Annotated in this window: 25 protein-coding genes and 2 tRNA genes; 26 read left to right on the forward strand and 1 reads right to left on the reverse strand. The window is 34.4% G+C overall.

Annotated features, from left to right (window positions below; translation table 11 throughout):
* Window positions 1–2: 2 nt before the first annotated feature.
* The gene (locus NOX90_RS01575; RefSeq protein ID WP_375604284.1) at window positions 3–719 is read right to left on the reverse strand and encodes an SDR family NAD(P)-dependent oxidoreductase; all 717 of its coding nucleotides are present in this window, start codon (window positions 717–719) and stop codon (window positions 3–5) included.
* 221 nt (window positions 720–940) lie between these two features.
* Between NOX90_RS01575 and carA the strand changes: the two genes are divergently transcribed.
* The 26 genes from carA (at window position 941) to NOX90_RS01705 (ending at window position 14,513) form a co-directional block, all read left to right on the forward strand.
* Complete coding sequence (gene carA, locus NOX90_RS01580; protein WP_375604285.1) at window positions 941–2,140, forward strand: glutamine-hydrolyzing carbamoyl-phosphate synthase small subunit; 1,200 nt, start codon at window positions 941–943, stop codon at window positions 2,138–2,140.
* A gap of 114 nt (window positions 2,141–2,254) precedes the next feature.
* Window positions 2,255–2,337: transfer RNA gene (locus tag NOX90_RS01585), tRNA-Tyr, on the forward strand.
* Window positions 2,338–2,341: 4 nt separating this feature from the next.
* Window positions 2,342–2,412 (forward strand) — tRNA-Gly (locus NOX90_RS01590).
* A gap of 78 nt (window positions 2,413–2,490) precedes the next feature.
* Window positions 2,491–3,663 (forward strand): elongation factor Tu, encoded by a 1,173-nt coding sequence (gene tuf, locus NOX90_RS01595; RefSeq protein ID WP_250296088.1) that lies wholly within the window; start codon window positions 2,491–2,493, stop codon window positions 3,661–3,663.
* 14 nt (window positions 3,664–3,677) lie between these two features.
* On the forward strand, window positions 3,678–3,998 hold the full coding sequence (gene rpsJ / locus NOX90_RS01600) for a 30S ribosomal protein S10 (RefSeq protein ID WP_375604286.1): 321 nt from the start codon (window positions 3,678–3,680) through the stop codon (window positions 3,996–3,998).
* 9 nt (window positions 3,999–4,007) lie between these two features.
* A complete protein-coding gene (gene rplC / locus NOX90_RS01605; protein WP_375604287.1) occupies window positions 4,008–4,730 on the forward strand; it encodes a 50S ribosomal protein L3 in 723 nt (240 codons plus the stop codon).
* 2 nt (window positions 4,731–4,732) lie between these two features.
* A complete protein-coding gene (rplD, locus tag NOX90_RS01610; RefSeq protein ID WP_250296617.1) occupies window positions 4,733–5,347 on the forward strand; it encodes a 50S ribosomal protein L4 in 615 nt (204 codons plus the stop codon).
* Entirely contained in the window at window positions 5,344–5,631 is a 288-nt protein-coding gene (locus NOX90_RS01615) for a 50S ribosomal protein L23 (protein ID WP_077188180.1), read from the forward strand. The genes rplD and NOX90_RS01615 overlap by 4 nt, the downstream gene beginning before the upstream one ends.
* 1 nt (window position 5,632) lies before the next feature.
* Window positions 5,633–6,457: a 50S ribosomal protein L2 gene (rplB, locus tag NOX90_RS01620; protein WP_015589143.1), complete on the forward strand. Its 825-nt coding sequence runs from the start codon at window positions 5,633–5,635 to the stop codon at window positions 6,455–6,457.
* 3 nt (window positions 6,458–6,460) lie between these two features.
* Window positions 6,461–6,745: a 30S ribosomal protein S19 gene (gene rpsS, locus NOX90_RS01625; protein WP_006279181.1), complete on the forward strand. Its 285-nt coding sequence runs from the start codon at window positions 6,461–6,463 to the stop codon at window positions 6,743–6,745.
* A gap of 5 nt (window positions 6,746–6,750) precedes the next feature.
* Window positions 6,751–7,098 (forward strand): 50S ribosomal protein L22, encoded by a 348-nt coding sequence (rplV, locus tag NOX90_RS01630; RefSeq protein WP_375604288.1) that lies wholly within the window; start codon window positions 6,751–6,753, stop codon window positions 7,096–7,098.
* 39 nt (window positions 7,099–7,137) lie between these two features.
* A complete protein-coding gene (gene rpsC, locus NOX90_RS01635) occupies window positions 7,138–7,761 on the forward strand; it encodes a 30S ribosomal protein S3 (protein ID WP_375604289.1) in 624 nt (207 codons plus the stop codon).
* A gap of 14 nt (window positions 7,762–7,775) precedes the next feature.
* On the forward strand, window positions 7,776–8,189 hold the full coding sequence (gene rplP, locus NOX90_RS01640) for a 50S ribosomal protein L16 (protein ID WP_375604290.1): 414 nt from the start codon (window positions 7,776–7,778) through the stop codon (window positions 8,187–8,189).
* Window positions 8,190–8,200: 11 nt separating this feature from the next.
* A complete protein-coding gene (gene rpmC / locus NOX90_RS01645) occupies window positions 8,201–8,404 on the forward strand; it encodes a 50S ribosomal protein L29 (RefSeq protein ID WP_064124648.1) in 204 nt (67 codons plus the stop codon).
* Window positions 8,397–8,633: a 30S ribosomal protein S17 gene (gene rpsQ, locus NOX90_RS01650; protein ID WP_375604291.1), complete on the forward strand. Its 237-nt coding sequence runs from the start codon at window positions 8,397–8,399 to the stop codon at window positions 8,631–8,633. Before rpmC ends, rpsQ begins: the two co-directional genes overlap by 8 nt.
* Window positions 8,634–8,646: 13 nt before the next feature.
* Window positions 8,647–9,006, forward strand: a complete 360-nt coding sequence (gene rplN, locus NOX90_RS01655; protein ID WP_006279348.1) for a 50S ribosomal protein L14 — start codon at window positions 8,647–8,649, stop codon at window positions 9,004–9,006.
* Window positions 9,006–9,323 (forward strand): 50S ribosomal protein L24, encoded by a 318-nt coding sequence (rplX, locus tag NOX90_RS01660; RefSeq protein WP_375604292.1) that lies wholly within the window; start codon window positions 9,006–9,008, stop codon window positions 9,321–9,323. Before rplN ends, rplX begins: the two co-directional genes overlap by 1 nt.
* Before the next feature lie 6 nt (window positions 9,324–9,329).
* Window positions 9,330–9,863 (forward strand): 50S ribosomal protein L5, encoded by a 534-nt coding sequence (gene rplE / locus NOX90_RS01665; RefSeq protein WP_375604293.1) that lies wholly within the window; start codon window positions 9,330–9,332, stop codon window positions 9,861–9,863.
* Window positions 9,864–9,879: 16 nt separating this feature from the next.
* Window positions 9,880–10,188 (forward strand): 30S ribosomal protein S14, encoded by a 309-nt coding sequence (rpsN, locus tag NOX90_RS01670; protein WP_064124653.1) that lies wholly within the window; start codon window positions 9,880–9,882, stop codon window positions 10,186–10,188.
* Between the two features lie 21 nt (window positions 10,189–10,209).
* Entirely contained in the window at window positions 10,210–10,605 is a 396-nt protein-coding gene (rpsH, locus tag NOX90_RS01675) for a 30S ribosomal protein S8 (protein WP_007551150.1), read from the forward strand.
* A 16-nt stretch (window positions 10,606–10,621) separates the two neighbouring features.
* Window positions 10,622–11,167: a 50S ribosomal protein L6 gene (gene rplF, locus NOX90_RS01680; protein ID WP_375604294.1), complete on the forward strand. Its 546-nt coding sequence runs from the start codon at window positions 10,622–10,624 to the stop codon at window positions 11,165–11,167.
* 5 nt (window positions 11,168–11,172) lie between these two features.
* Window positions 11,173–11,544: a 50S ribosomal protein L18 gene (rplR, locus tag NOX90_RS01685; RefSeq protein WP_375604295.1), complete on the forward strand. Its 372-nt coding sequence runs from the start codon at window positions 11,173–11,175 to the stop codon at window positions 11,542–11,544.
* A 12-nt stretch (window positions 11,545–11,556) separates the two neighbouring features.
* The gene (gene rpsE, locus NOX90_RS01690) at window positions 11,557–12,069 is read left to right on the forward strand and encodes a 30S ribosomal protein S5 (RefSeq protein ID WP_375604296.1); all 513 of its coding nucleotides are present in this window, start codon (window positions 11,557–11,559) and stop codon (window positions 12,067–12,069) included.
* A gap of 3 nt (window positions 12,070–12,072) precedes the next feature.
* Window positions 12,073–12,543 carry a 50S ribosomal protein L15 gene (gene rplO / locus NOX90_RS01695; RefSeq protein WP_375604297.1) on the forward strand — a complete coding sequence of 157 codons (471 nt, stop codon included), beginning with the start codon at window positions 12,073–12,075 and terminating at the stop codon, window positions 12,541–12,543.
* Between the two features lie 3 nt (window positions 12,544–12,546).
* A complete protein-coding gene (secY, locus tag NOX90_RS01700; RefSeq protein ID WP_375604298.1) occupies window positions 12,547–13,875 on the forward strand; it encodes a preprotein translocase subunit SecY in 1,329 nt (442 codons plus the stop codon).
* The gene (locus tag NOX90_RS01705; protein WP_375604299.1) at window positions 13,872–14,513 is read left to right on the forward strand and encodes an adenylate kinase family protein; all 642 of its coding nucleotides are present in this window, start codon (window positions 13,872–13,874) and stop codon (window positions 14,511–14,513) included. Before secY ends, NOX90_RS01705 begins: the two co-directional genes overlap by 4 nt.
* Window positions 14,514–14,516: the final 3 nt, after the last annotated feature.

Genomic DNA, 14,516 nt, shown 5'->3' on the forward strand with positions numbered 1-14,516 from the left:
TGCTATCGTAAGATTCTTACAACCATTTTAGTTGGAAGAATTCGTAAAATATGGAAAAATAACTGCCAAAAAACTGGAAAATTTATAGTTTTCTTTCCTTTGAGTACCTTATTCAAAATATGTGCTGCAGCTTTTTGTGGTTTCCATATGAAGGGAAGTGGTTTATTAGATTTAAACATATTGGTTTGTACTGGTCCTGGCATTACGGTAATGAATTTTGTAGCGCTATTAGCATATTGAATTTTTGGTGATTCAAAACAACTTCTTAGTGCTGCTTTGCTGGCACAATATGCAGACGCATGTGGTGTTGCGTGCACAGCAACAAGAGAAGATATAGCCACAAAAATTGCCAAGGAATTGTGATGAATCCATTCTTCAATCCAGTTGATAACGCCAAAATAATTAGTTTCAAATGTTTTTCTATGAATGTCTGTGTGAAACTCATCTTCTATCTCACCACATCCTGCATTAAGAAAAAAGAGATTTGGTATAATATTTTGCTTTTTTAAAAAATCAGACGAATTTCTAATATTTTCGCTCTTGCCTACATCACATGTTATAGGTAAAAAATTACTACCTAATTCTTCTTTTAATTTTTCCAATTTTTCAGTGCGTCTCGCAATGCCGATTACAAACCATCCATCTTTAATGAGTAACCGTGCTAAACTTTCTCCAATTCCAGATGATGCTCCTGTAATGAGACAAATTTTTCTACCCATGTGAATTTAACCTAATATGAAGCATGAACTGTAACAGATATTGCCTATTCACAGAAGTTAAATTTGCTATAATATTAGCGGAATAATAAAGAAGAAAGGCTGTTTATAACTTTGAACTTTTTTTAGTTATGTAAGTTTCATGACAAGAGGGATTTAGTATTTGCTTACTTACTATTTAAAATTCTTATATAATACTTTAAATGAGTTGAAGAGATAATGAAGTGCAGGACGCGATTTTAGTTTTACAAGATGGTAAATGCTTTTGGGGAAAATCAGTAGGTAAAAAAGGCAAGTGCATAGGCGAGGTTTGTTTTACCACTGGTATGACCGGTTATCAGCATACTATAACTGATCCTTCTTTTGCCGATCAAATTATAACGTTCACTTTTCCTCATATTGGTAACATTGGAATAAACCATAAAGATAATGAAGGAAAGAAAATTTTTGCAACTGGTGTGGTTATGCGTGAACTTTCTTCTATGTCCCACCCTTCTTCATATATCAGTTTAAATGATTGGTTAGAGAAAAATAACGTGATTGGGATATCAGGAGTTGATACTAGAGCTTTAACAAGACATTTGAGAGAACATGGATCTCAAAATGGAATGATATGCTCATCGAGTAAGGCGCATGCATTAGACAAATTGAAGGAATACAAACCTGTAAATGGGATAGAAATAACTAATAAGGTTAGCTTAAATAACAGTTTTGAAAATAATAGACTAGCGGAGCACTTTGTCATCCAAGTAGCTGACTACTCGGATCCAGCAAAAAATATATGGATTCCACTGTCACGCACTGGAATGACATCAGATAGAGCTATTGACCTTAATGCAAAATATAGGATTGTAATCGTTGATTTTGGCGTAAAAATCAGTATAGTTTCACGCTTAATAGAACTTGGTTGTACAGTTGAATTAATCAGACCAAGCACAGGTTTTGCTCAAAAAGTGTTGAGTATGAATCCAGATGGTATAGTGCTTTCAAATGGTCCTGGTGATCCGCAAGAAATAGGAGAAAGTGTAGTTTCAGAAATAGACATTATTATAAAATCTAAAATACCAATTTTTGGCATATGCATGGGCCATCAATTACTTGCGATTACTTTGGGGGCAAAGACCATCAAGATGGATATAGGTCACAGAGGGAGTAACCATCCAGTTTATGATGTAATTAGTGGAAAAGTTGAGATCACTAGCCAAAATCATGGTTTTGTTGTTGATTCAGCTTCTCTTCCAAGTAATGTTGAAATTACTCACATTTCTCTATTTGATAATAGTGTAGAGGGAATAATGATGAAGGATTACCTAGTCTTTTCTGTGCAATATCATCCAGAAGAAGCGCCAGGTACGCATGATTCGCATTATTTGTTTAGACGTTTTATTGGCAATATTGTGTTATATAAAATGAAATCTGCATGATTTTAATCAGGATGGGTTTTATTGCTTGATTTTTTAATTTTAGGCGTTTAGTATTAAATAGAATAAGAGCTTAAGTTAAGATGCTAAAATAGTATTCTCTTAACAAATTTTTGCGGAGGAGTGACCGAGTGGTTAAAGGTAACAGACTGTAAATCTGTCCGCGTGAGCGTACGTAGGTTCGAATCCTACCTCCTCCATTGTGCGGGTATAGCTCAATGGTAGAGCTCTAGCCTTCCAAGCTAGTGACGTGGGTTCGATTCCCACTATCCGCTCTTTTTTTTGTTGTATTTTTATAAAATCAACATATTATTTATTGATGTATTTGTATTTTAGGTAGAAAAGTTTAAATTATGACAGCAGTAGTGGAAGCATTTGGAAAGCCACATGTAAATGTGGGAACAATAGGACATGTGGATCATGGGAAGACAACATTAACAGCGGCGATAACAAAGCATTATGGAAATTTTGTAGCGTACGATCAGATAGATAAGGCGCCAGAAGAAAGGAAGAGGGGGATAACAATAGCAACAGCGCATGTTGAGTATCAGACGGAAAAAAGGCATTATGCACATGTTGATTGTCCTGGACACGCTGATTATGTAAAGAACATGATAGTAGGTGCAGCACAGATGGATGCAGCGATATTGGTAGTGTCAGGGGTTGATGGGCCAATGCCACAAACAAGAGAGCATATATTGCTGGCGAAGCAGGTAGGTGTTGGATATATCGTGGTGTATATAAATAAAGCTGATGTTGCTGATGCTGAGATGATGGATTTAGTCGAAATGGAAGTGAGGGAATTGCTGAATAAATACGGATTTCCAGGGGATGAAGTGCCTGTTGTGGTTGGTTCAGCACTCAAGGCGCTGGAGGATGACAGCAGCGAATATGGAAAGAAATCAATAGATAAATTGATGGAAAAGTTAGATGAATATGTAGCGGTTCCACCAAGGCCTGTGGATTTACCATTTTTATTGCCAATCGAAGATGTATTTTCGATATCGGGGCGAGGAACGGTGGTAACAGGAAGAATAGAGAAAGGAGAAATAAAGACGGGAGAAGAGATAGAGATAATAGGCCTGAAAGCGACGCAAAAGACGATATGCACAGGTGTAGAAATGTTTAAGAAGTTGCTGGATAAGGGAAGTGCAGGACTCAATGTAGGAATATTGTTAAGAGGAACAAAAAGAGAAGAAGTGGAGAGAGGACAAGTATTAGCAAAACCGGGGACGATAACGCCGCATAGAAAGTTTAAGGCGGAGGTTTATATATTAAAGAAAGAGGAAGGAGGAAGGCATACACCATTTTTTGCGAATTACCAGCCACAGTTTTATTTAAGGACAACGGATGTAACTGGGAGCATAAAATTGCTAGATGGGAAGGAGATGGTAATGCCAGGGGATAATGTGAGTGTAGAAGTAGAATTGCAAGTACCGATAGCAATGGATAAGGGATTGCGTTTTGCGATAAGAGAAGGCGGTAGAACTGTTGGTTCTGGTGTTGTTTCTGAAATTTTGGAGTGAGTGTAGTAACTAAGATGAAGCAAGATATATATATTAACATTAAGGCTTTCGATTGTTCTTTGTTGGAGGAGTGTGTTCGAAAGTTTGTTGATGAATTAAAGCGGTCCAGTGCAAAATTATCTGGTCCGATTGCGTTGCCAAGAAAAGATTCTAAATTTATTGTTAATAGATCTCCTCACGTTGATAAAAAATCTCGTGAACAGTTTGAAATAAGAACTTCTAGGCGTTTGATTGTTTTACATGATCTTACTCCTACTATGATGCAGATGCTTAAAGATTTATCTTTTTCTGCTGGTGTAGAAGTGGATTTAAAAGTTAAGGAAGTTAAGGTTTAGGAGAAGGAAATGAAGAGAATAAATTCGCTGAGGAGAATTGGTTTATTAATGACGAATATTGGTCATACTGCTATATACTCTAACAATAGTCGCATGGCTGTAACTTTATTGCATCTTAGCGAAACTTATATTGTTGATATAAAAGGACAAGATAAATGTGGCTATAATTCAGTCATTTTAGGCGCGGGAGATTTTAAAAATATAGCAAAACCTCAGTTGGAATATTTAAAGAAAAAGGGTATAAATAATAAATGTAAGTTATACGAAAGTAGATTAAATGACCTGTCGGGAGTAGAATGTGGTAAAAAAGTGGGAGTCAATCATTTTGTGGTTGGTCAATATCTTGATATTACAGGTTATTCTATAGGCAAAGGATTTGCTGGTGTGATGAAAAGGCATAACTTCAGTGGGCTTAGGGCATCTCATGGTGTTTCTATTGCTCACAGATCACAAGGTTCCACTGGCCAATGTCAAGATCCTGGTAGAGTATTCAAAGGAAAGAAAATGGCTGGTCATTTAGGTAACAGCAGGATAACTGCACAAAATATGAAGATAGTATCCATTGATCATGAAAATAGTATAATTGCTGTGAAGGGTAATAATGTTCCTGGGTTTAAAAATTCCTATGTTTTTGTAAGAGATGCAGTTAAAAAATCTTTACATAAAGATGTTCCTTTTCCGGTAGGTCTGCTATTAGATGTAAATGATGATGCTAGTAATGTGGTAAGTTAGTTATGGAATGTAATTTAGTTAATCTATCTAATAATAATGTAGGTACTGCTCAGCTCAATCCTTTGATATTTTCTGCTAAGCAAAAATTGAGTATTTTGCATGATATAGTGAAATGGCAATTAGCGAAGAGAAGAGTTGGTACTCATAAAACAAAAGGTATCAGTGATGTCTCTGGTACAACAGCTAAACCTTATGGTCAAAAACGTACTGGTAGGGCAAGACAAGGGAGCTTGCGATCTCCTCAATTTAGAGGTGGTGGGATTATTTTTGGCCCTGTTGTGAGGAGTCATACTTATTCTCTTAATAAGAAGGTACGCAAATTTGGTTTAAAAATTGCTTTATCTCTAAAGTATTTAAATAATCAAGTAATTATTCTGGATAATTTAAATATTGATGTGAAGAAAACGTCTGAAATGTGTGAATGTATTAAAAATTTTAAATTTTCTTCCTTTTTGATAGTTGGTGATTATGGAGATGATTTGTTGCGTGCGGCTAAAAACTTGCACTATGTAGACTTAATCAAACCTATTGGGTTAAATGTTTTTGATATATTGAATCACGAATGCGTGATGTTGACAAAGGATACTTTAAAGCATCTTGAAGGTAGATTGTTATGATCAAATATAATAATATAATAAAATCTCCTATAATTACAGAAAAGGCCTCTTTTTTGAGGGAGAAGTTTAATAAATATTCTTTGTATGTTTTTGTAAATGTAAATAAGCGTCAAATAAAGTTGGCAATAGAGTCTCTATTTGATGTTAAAATTTCTTCTATAAATGTTGTTAGAATTAAGCCTAAATATAGGCGTTTCAGGGGTGTGATTGGTTGTGAAAAACAGAGAAAGAAAGTTTATTTTTCTTTGATGGATGGTCAAAAATTAGATATAATGAGCGTTTAATATGGGTATGAAATTTTTTAATCCTGTTACTCCGTCTTCTCGTGGGACTGTGTTAGTAAGTAAAGTTGGTTTATCAAAAGATGAGCCAGAAAAGTCTCTTACATCCGGTAAAAAGTCCAGTGGTGGAAGAAATAATCATGGTAGAATTACAACTCGTCATAGAGGTGGTGGTCACAAAAAGAAGTATAGAGTGATAGATTTTAAGCGTAATAGAAGTGGTCAAGGTATAGTTGAAAAAATAGAGTATGACCCAAATAGAAGTGGATTTTTGGCGTTAATATCATATAAGGAAGATGATATCAAGTCTTATATATTAGCTCCTCAAGGTATGAAGCCAGGTGATGTTGTTACAGCTGGGAATGATGCTGATATTTTGCCAGGGAATTGTTTGCTACTCAAGCATATACCTGTTGGTTCTTTCGTTCATAATGTTGAGCTGAAGCCAGGTAATGGTGCTGCGATTGCTAGAGCTGCTGGTTGTTATGCACAAATCGTTGGTCGTGATGGCCAATATGTTTTATTACGACTCAGGTCTGGTCAAATTAGGTTGATTTTATCTTCTTGCAAGGCTACTATTGGTGTAGTATCTAACCCTGACCATAAGAATAGAAAGTTGGGTAAAGCTGGGAGAAGTAGGTGGCTTGGGATTAGACCTACTGTACGTGGAGTTGCAATGAATCCGGTTGACCATCCTCATGGAGGCGGGGAAGGAAAAACCTCTGGTGGTCGTCATCCTGTTACTCCTTGGGGTGTTGCAACAAAAGGAAAGAAAACTCGGAGGAGAAATAAATCTAGTGATAAGTATATAAAACAATTGAAAGGTTAGTTTATGAGTAGATCTGCGTGGAAGCCTCCTTTTTGTCATCCTTCTATATTAAAGTCGGTGAATAATGCTTTAAACAAGGGGTTTGTTAACATGGCTATAAAAGTTCATTCCAGGGCTTCTGTAATTCTTCCTAATTGTTTAGGTTTAAAGTTTGCTGTTTATAATGGTAAGGATTACATTCCTGTGAATGTTAATGATCAGAATATGATAGGTCATAAGTTTGGTGAGTTTTCACCCACTCGTAAATTTACTGGGCATAGTGGTGATAAAAAGGCGACAAGAAGGTAATTGATATGAAAAACAGAGATGTAATAGTTAAAGCTGGTTCTAGGGTTTTAAAATCAACTCCTCGTAAATTGAATTTGGTTGCTGGTTTAGTACGTAATAAAAAAGTTTCTTTTGCCACTGTGCAATTAAGATTTTGTGAAAAGAAAGCTGCGGGTCTTATAAGGAAGGTATTAGATTCTGCGATTGCTAATGCTCAAAATTATGGATTGGATATCGATAATTTATATATAAAAGAAATTTTAATAGGTAAGTCTCTTACTTTGCGTAGGGTATGTCCAAAAGCTATGGGTAGAGCTAATAGAGTTAGTAAACGTTATAGTAATATAACTGTAAAATTGGGGGAAATTATATGATTCATAAAAATAGAAAATTAATAAGGAAAGTGCAAAAATATGGGAAACGTTAATCCTAAAGGATTTAGGTTAAAAATAATTAATACTTGGTCATCTATTTGGTATGCTGAGAAGGATTATAAACAAGGGTTGCATCAAGATTTATCTATTCGCAGTTATATAAATGAATCTTTTAAGCATGCTGGTGTTTCTAAAGTAATTATAGAGCGTACGATCGATTCGGTGTCTGTAATAATACATTCTTCTAAGCCTGGAGTGGTAATAGGTAAGAAAGGCTTAGGTATTGAGGAGATAAAGCAAAAAATAGCTGAAAAAGTAAAAAAGAATGTAAAAGATGTAGACGTGAATGTATTAGGGGTTAAAAGGTCTGAAATAGATGCAGTTTTAATATCAAATAGCATCGCACAACAGTTAGAAAAAAGGGTTTCATTTAGAAGAGCGATGAAAAAAGCTATTCAAAGTTGTTTGAGGATGGGTGCTAGAGGTATTAAAGTAAGTTGTTCTGGGCGCCTTGGCGGAGCTGAGATAGCTCGTACTGAATGGTATAAAGAAGGTCGTTTGCCTTTGCATACTTTACGTGCTAATATAGATTATGCTTTTGCTGAAGCAAAAACTATATATGGCATCATAGGAGTTAAGGTCTGGGTTTATATTGGTAACTAATTAGGTATATTGAAATGTTTGTTCCTAAAAAAAGTAAATATAAAAAAGTATTTAAAGGACGAATTAAGGGTAACACGAAAGGTGGTAGCACATTATCTTTTGGAGATTATGGTCTAAAGGCTATGGAAGCAGGTAGGATTCAATCTAAGCATATTGAAACTGCAAGGCGTGTAATATCTAGAACATTAAAACGCTCTGGTAAAGTGTGGATAAGAATTTTTCCTGATACCCCTGTTAGTAAAAAGCCGGCGGATGTGCGTATGGGTAAAGGGAAAGGTAGTGTTGAGTTTTGGGTATTTAAAGCTAAGCCCGGTAGAATATTGTTTGAAATTAGCAGTGATGTTCCCACGCATTTAGCAAGATTGGCGCTTGAAAAGGCAACTGCTAAGCTTCCTATGAAGTGTAAATTTGTATCTAATCATAATTAAATGGAGTTGCAATGGATATAGCTGACATTGAATCGAGGTCCTCGCAAGAATTGCATGAAATTCTTGTGAATTTGAGAAAAGAGTTTGTTAATTTGGTTTTTCAAAAAAAGCTGGGCCAGTGCAACAATATTTCGCGTTTTAGCTTGATAAAAAAGAGCATAGCTCGTATTCTAACTACATTAAATAAAAGAAGAAGAGAGGAAAAGAATGCCTAAAAAGGTTTTTTGTGGTACTGTAACTAAGGCTGAGTGTGATAAGACTGTAAAGGTTTCGGTATTACAAGTGTATAAGGATGAGCTGTATAAAAAGGTTATAAAAAAATACAAGAAGTATACAGCACATGATGAGAATAATAGTTGTAAAGAAGGGGACAAGGTTTTAATACAAGAACACAAGCCTATTTCTACTACTAAAAAATGGATTGTTGTTAATAGCTCACATTGAATAGGATATTTACATGATTCAAAAAAATACATTATTGGAAGTAGCTGATAATTCTGGTGCGCGTGCAGTGCTTTGTATTGGTTTATTGGGTGGTAGAAAATCTGCATCTATAGGTGACACAGTTATTGTATCTACTAAATCTATTACTCCAAGAGGGAAGGTTGAGAAGGGAAAAGTATATAGAGCAGTTGTGGTGAGGGTGAAAAGCCCTATTAGAAAATCTGATGGTTCTGTAATTCGTTTTTCTAGCAATGCTGTAGTTTTGATTAATGATCAAGGTGAACCACTTGGCACTCGGGTGTTTGGTCCGGTAAAAAAGTTATCATCTGGTTCTTTTATGAAGATAATGTCATTAGCTGTTGAGGTTTTATAATGAGTGCTAAAATAAAAAGTGGTGACGACGTTATAGTTTTAACTGGTAGAGATAAGGGAAAAATTGGTAAGGTAATCAAAGTTATAGCACGTGATGCTAAAAAGAAAGTAATTATTTCTGGAGTGAATGTGCATAAGAGACATACTAAACCAAAAGCTGGTAGTAGTGGTGGTATATTAAATAAAGAGTTAGCTATTGATATATCCAACGTTGCAACATTGGACCCTAAATATAAAACTCCGACTAGAGTGGGGTTTAAGGTTATAGACGGTAGAAAAGTGCGTTTTGCAAAAGTTTCTGGAGAAGTGATAGATTAGGTTGATATGTTTAAAGAATTGTATAAAGATAGCATAGTAAAATCCTTAAAGGATGAGTTTAATTACGGCAATATAATTCAAGTACCTAAACTTATCAAGGTGTGTATCAATATGGGCGTTGGAGATGCTGCTACAGATAGTAAAGCAATAAATGAACCACTTGATAGCCTATATTTGATTGCAGGGCAAAAGCCTGTATCAACTTTTGCAAAAAAATCTATTTCTGGCTTCAAGATCAGAAAAAGTGCTACAGTAGGTTGTAAAGTAACTTTGCGTAGAGATAAAATGTATGAATTTTTAGAAAGATTGATATATATTGCTTTGCCAAGGGAAAAAGATTTTAGAGGGTTTAGTGTGAAGCAATTTGACGGTAATGGTAATTTTTCCTTTGGTATAAAGGAACACATCTCGTTTTTAGAAATAGACTATGATAAAATAAGTAAAATTATAGGTATGGACATTAACATTGTAACAACTGCGGCTAGTGATAAGGAAGCAAAAGAATTATTACTGGCTTTTAAATTCCCTTTTTTTGATTAATTGAGAGGAGAAATATATGGCAAAAAAATCTATGATAGAAAGAAATCTTCGCAGAATAAAGCTGTGTGATCAATATAAAGAAAAAAGAGAAAAATTGAAATCTATAATAAATAATAAGAATTTGTCTATTGTAGAAAGGTTTACAGCTCAAAATAAATTAATTAAAAAATTGCCTAGAAATTCTTCTAAAACCAAAATTAGAAATAGGTGTGCTTTGACTGGGAGACCAAGAGGAGTATATAGAAAATTTGGTTTATGTAGAATTGTTTTGCGTGATTTATGTTCTTTTGGGCAAGTTCCAGGAGTTACAAAATCTAGTTGGTAAATATAATATAAGGAGTATATTGTGGCGTTATCTGATAGTATTGGTGATTTTTTAACAAGGATACGTAATGCTCAATTAGCAATGCATAGGGCGACAAGGGTGCTATTTTCTAAGATGAATTCTTCTATATTGGAGATTTTAAAAGAGGAAGGGTATATCCTTGATTATGAAAAGCAAGTTGTAGATAATTTGCCTTCTTTCATTGTAAAATTGAAGTATTATGAGAAATCACCTGTAATTAGTGACATAGTTAGGGTGTCAAAGCCTGGTTGTCGTCGTTATTCTAAGTATAAGGACATTTCTAAAGCATATAATGGTCTTGGTATTTTTATTATATCAACACCCAAAGGAGTGATGACTGATTATAATGCACATAAGTTAAAGGTTGGCGGAGAAGTTTTGTGTCGTGTGTTTTAAATAATAGGAGAAATTTATGTCTCGTATAGGTGCTGCTCCTATCAATATTCCTGCTGGTATTTCAGTTGAATATAATAATGGTAGTATGTTAATAAAGAGTGCTAAGGCTGAAAAAGAAGTTAGCTTGATCAGGGATGTTGTGTGTCAGATTATTGATAATCAGCTATTGCTTTCTGTTGATCAAGATAAAGATGATTATGATGAAATAAAGCCTATGTGGGGTACTTATAGGAGTAATATTAATAATATCATTAACGGTATGGTTGATGGTTTTTCTGTTAATCTTGAGATCAACGGTGTTGGATATAAGGCAGAGTGTGATGGTAAGTATTTGACTTTGTATCTTGGTTATAGCCATAATGTTAAATATAAAGTGCCTAAAGATGTTGAGATTAAGTGCATAAAGCCAACTCACTTAATAGTTAGTGGTATGGATAAGCAGAAGGTCTATATGGTGGCGTCTGATATATGCAAAATTAGAAAATATGATCCTTATAAAGGTAAGGGCATTGTAATAAAAGGCAAATTTATGCTGCGTAAGGTTGTAAGTAAAAAGAAGTAATTAAAATGAAAAGATCGTATAATTTTTTAAGTAATTCTGAAAAAAGGAAGTTACGTAATAGAAAGAAACTCAATAATGGTGTTGAGCGTTTACGTATATCCATATTTAAATCTAATAAACATTTTTATGTTCAGTTAATTAACGATGCAAAAGGACTAACTCTCACTTCTGCTTCTACTTTGGATGCTAAAATTAGGGGAGTATGTAAAAGGAAGGTCAATGCTGAAACTATAAAACAGGTTTCTTCTTTAATGGTTGAGCGTCTATCTGGCATGAAATTAGAGCAGCAGCTTACGTTTGATCGTGGAGCGTATAAATATACAGGATTAGTTTCTCAATTTGCTGAGGCTTTAAGAAGTTCTGGATTTGAGTTTTAGAAGGGTTTGAATATGGCTATAAAGAATTTACAAAATAATAATGATTTATCAGAGCTTTTAGTTTCGGTACGAAGAGTAACAACGGTTACCAAAGGTGGTAGAAGATTTTCATTTTCAATTTTGGTTGTTGTTGGCGATGAGAAGGGTAGGGTAGGATGTGGAATAGGTAAGCACGCAGAAGTTGCTGAAGCAAGAGTCAAAGCTGTAAGTGCTGCAAAGAAATCGATGATTAGAGTGTACTTGCGTGAAGGTAGAACTTTGCATCATGATATTAAAGCTAAATTTTGTTCTGGTGAGATAGTTTTAAGAACCGCGAGAGCCGGAACAGGTATTATTGCTGGTGGAGCGATTAGGTCAGTTTTTGAGGTGTTAGGTATAAAGGATGTGGTAGCTAAATCTACTAGATCAAATAATCCTCATAACGTTATATGTGCAGTATTTAAGGCTTTTGATAGTATGTTGTCTCCTCGTCAGGTGGCAAGCAAAAGAGGCAAAAAGATTAGCGAGATAGTTGGAAACAGGTAAAGTATGAATAATGCTGTAAAATTAAACTCTATATTTACTAAATTATCTAAGAAAAAGAAGCTTAAGTTGCTGGGTAGAGGTATCGGTTGTGGTAAAGGTAAAACATCTGGTAGAGGGCATAAAGGGCAGAAGGCTAGAAGTGGAGTTTCTATAAATGGTTTTGAGGGTGGACAACAGTCTATATATACTCGTTTGCCTAAAAGAGGTTTTAAGCCTATACGTAGGAACATATACTCTATAATTAATGTTGGCGATATACAGCGCTTAATGGAAGCTAAAAAAATAGTGAAAGACTCTGTTATAGATAAGGAGAGGCTGTATAAATTAGGTTTTATAAAGTCTATTAAGGATAAAATTAAACTTCTTAATAAAGGTAAGTTGAGCGAAAAATTTGTGTTTCATGTTGATTCTGCGTCAGAAGCTGCGAAAAAATCTGTAGCTTCGTCTGGTGGCAGTGTGGAAATACTATTGTAAATCATGAGCAGTAAATCCGCATTTAATAGCTTGGATCCTACGTTGTTATATAAAGGCGATTTATTAAAGCGTATATTTTTTACGCTAATAGCTTTAATTTGTTACCGTTTAGGTACTTATGTACCTATTCCTGGAATTAATCTTGATGTAATTAATGATATATTTCCCAAAGAGGGCTCAGGCGTTTTTGGAGTATTTAATTTATTTTCTGGTGGTGCATTGGCTAGAATGACAATTCTAGCATTGAACGTTATGCCATATATAATGGCTTCTATCATTATTCAGTTGCTTTCTTCTGCGATTAAAGGAATGAAGGAAGTTAAGAATGATGGAGAGTCAGGCCGTAGAAAGATGAATTCTTATACACGCTATCTGACCATAGTAATTTGTGTATTTCAATCAATTCCAATTTTGGTTGGATTGGAAGGGATGAATAGGGAAGGGGTATTGGTTGTAATCGAATCTGGTGTTATGTTTCGTACAATAGGTGTTTTCAGCCTTTTAGGTGGAACTATGCTTTTAATATGGCTTGGTGAACGAATCAGTGCTAGCGGTATAGGCAACGGTATCTCATTAATCATTTTCACGGGCATAATATCAGAGTTACACAGCGCTTTGTCATCTCTGTTGACGTTAAATAAAAACGGTAGCGTATCGTTATTTATTATCCTTTTTGTTTTGGTATTGTTTTTTTTGCTGTTACTCTTAGTCATTTTTGTAGAGTCTTCTTATAGAAAAGTTGTTGTTCAATATCCTAAAAAGCAATTTAAGAGATTACATAATGACGATTTTACTTATATTCCATTGAAGATTAATTTATCTGGTGTAGTACCAACCATTTTTGCTAATGCAATTTTATTGACACCTATTTCAATTGCAAATTTCTATAAGGGGCACGCTTTTTCTGATTTTATTTTGAATTACTTTATGGCAAATAAAGTAGTATATATTGCAGCCTATTTGGTGCTGATAGTATTTTTTAATTTTTTCTATACTAATTTTATATTTAATCCAGAGGAAAATGCAGATTTTCTTAAAAAAAATGGTGGTTTTATACCTGGTAGAAGGCCTGGGAAACATACTTCTGATTACCTTCAAGATATAGTTTTTAAATTGACATTTATTGGTTCTGCGTATTTGGTAGTCATATGTACCGTACCTGAAGTTATGAGATATTATTATGATATACCATTTATTTTTGGTGGAACGAGCTTGCTGATTATAGTGAACGTTATTACTGATACTATTATGCAAATACAATCTTATATTTTTTCGAATAGGTACGACAGCTGGATAAAGAAATATGAGTCTAAAACGAGGAGATTAAGGTGATTATTACAATTTTTGGTCCTCCTGGCTCCGGTAAAGGTACTCAGTCAAGCTTGTTAATAGCAAAATATAATTTAAAATTAATTTCAGTAGGGGATTTATTAAGGAATATTATATCTAGCAGTAGTGAGTTAGGTAAAAAAATAAAGGGTACCGTGGAATCTGGTAATTTAATTCAAGATGAAATTATATGTGGATTATTGCGTGACCAGCTTGCATCAATGGATGGTAATTGCTTATTAGACGGGTTTCCGAGAAATTTAAACCAAGCTCATTTCTTGACTCAAATTTTGCAGGAGAAATATAGTACAGATGCTGATATTGTAATTGAGCTGCAGCTTGACGATAATATTGCAATTGATAGATTAAAAAATCGTCTTGCGTGTTTGGACTGTAAAAGTATATATAGTGTATCTTCTTTTAAGAGTACTACTTGTGCTAAATGTAAAAGTACGAGGTTAGAGAAAAGAATTGATGATGCTGATATGTCTGCAATTAATAAGAGAATAAGTGAATATCACCTTCAAATGAAAGGTTTACGCGAGTATTATAAAGGCAAGTTATTAACAATTGACGCTAATTTGAGTGTTGATGAGGTAACGCAAGAGATTGAAAGTAAAATTTCTTGTAATTTGGTTTGACTC

The organism is Wolbachia endosymbiont of Anurida maritima, from assembly GCF_042182995.1.
In the GTDB taxonomy this organism is placed as follows: Bacteria; Pseudomonadota; Alphaproteobacteria; order Rickettsiales; family Anaplasmataceae; genus Wolbachia.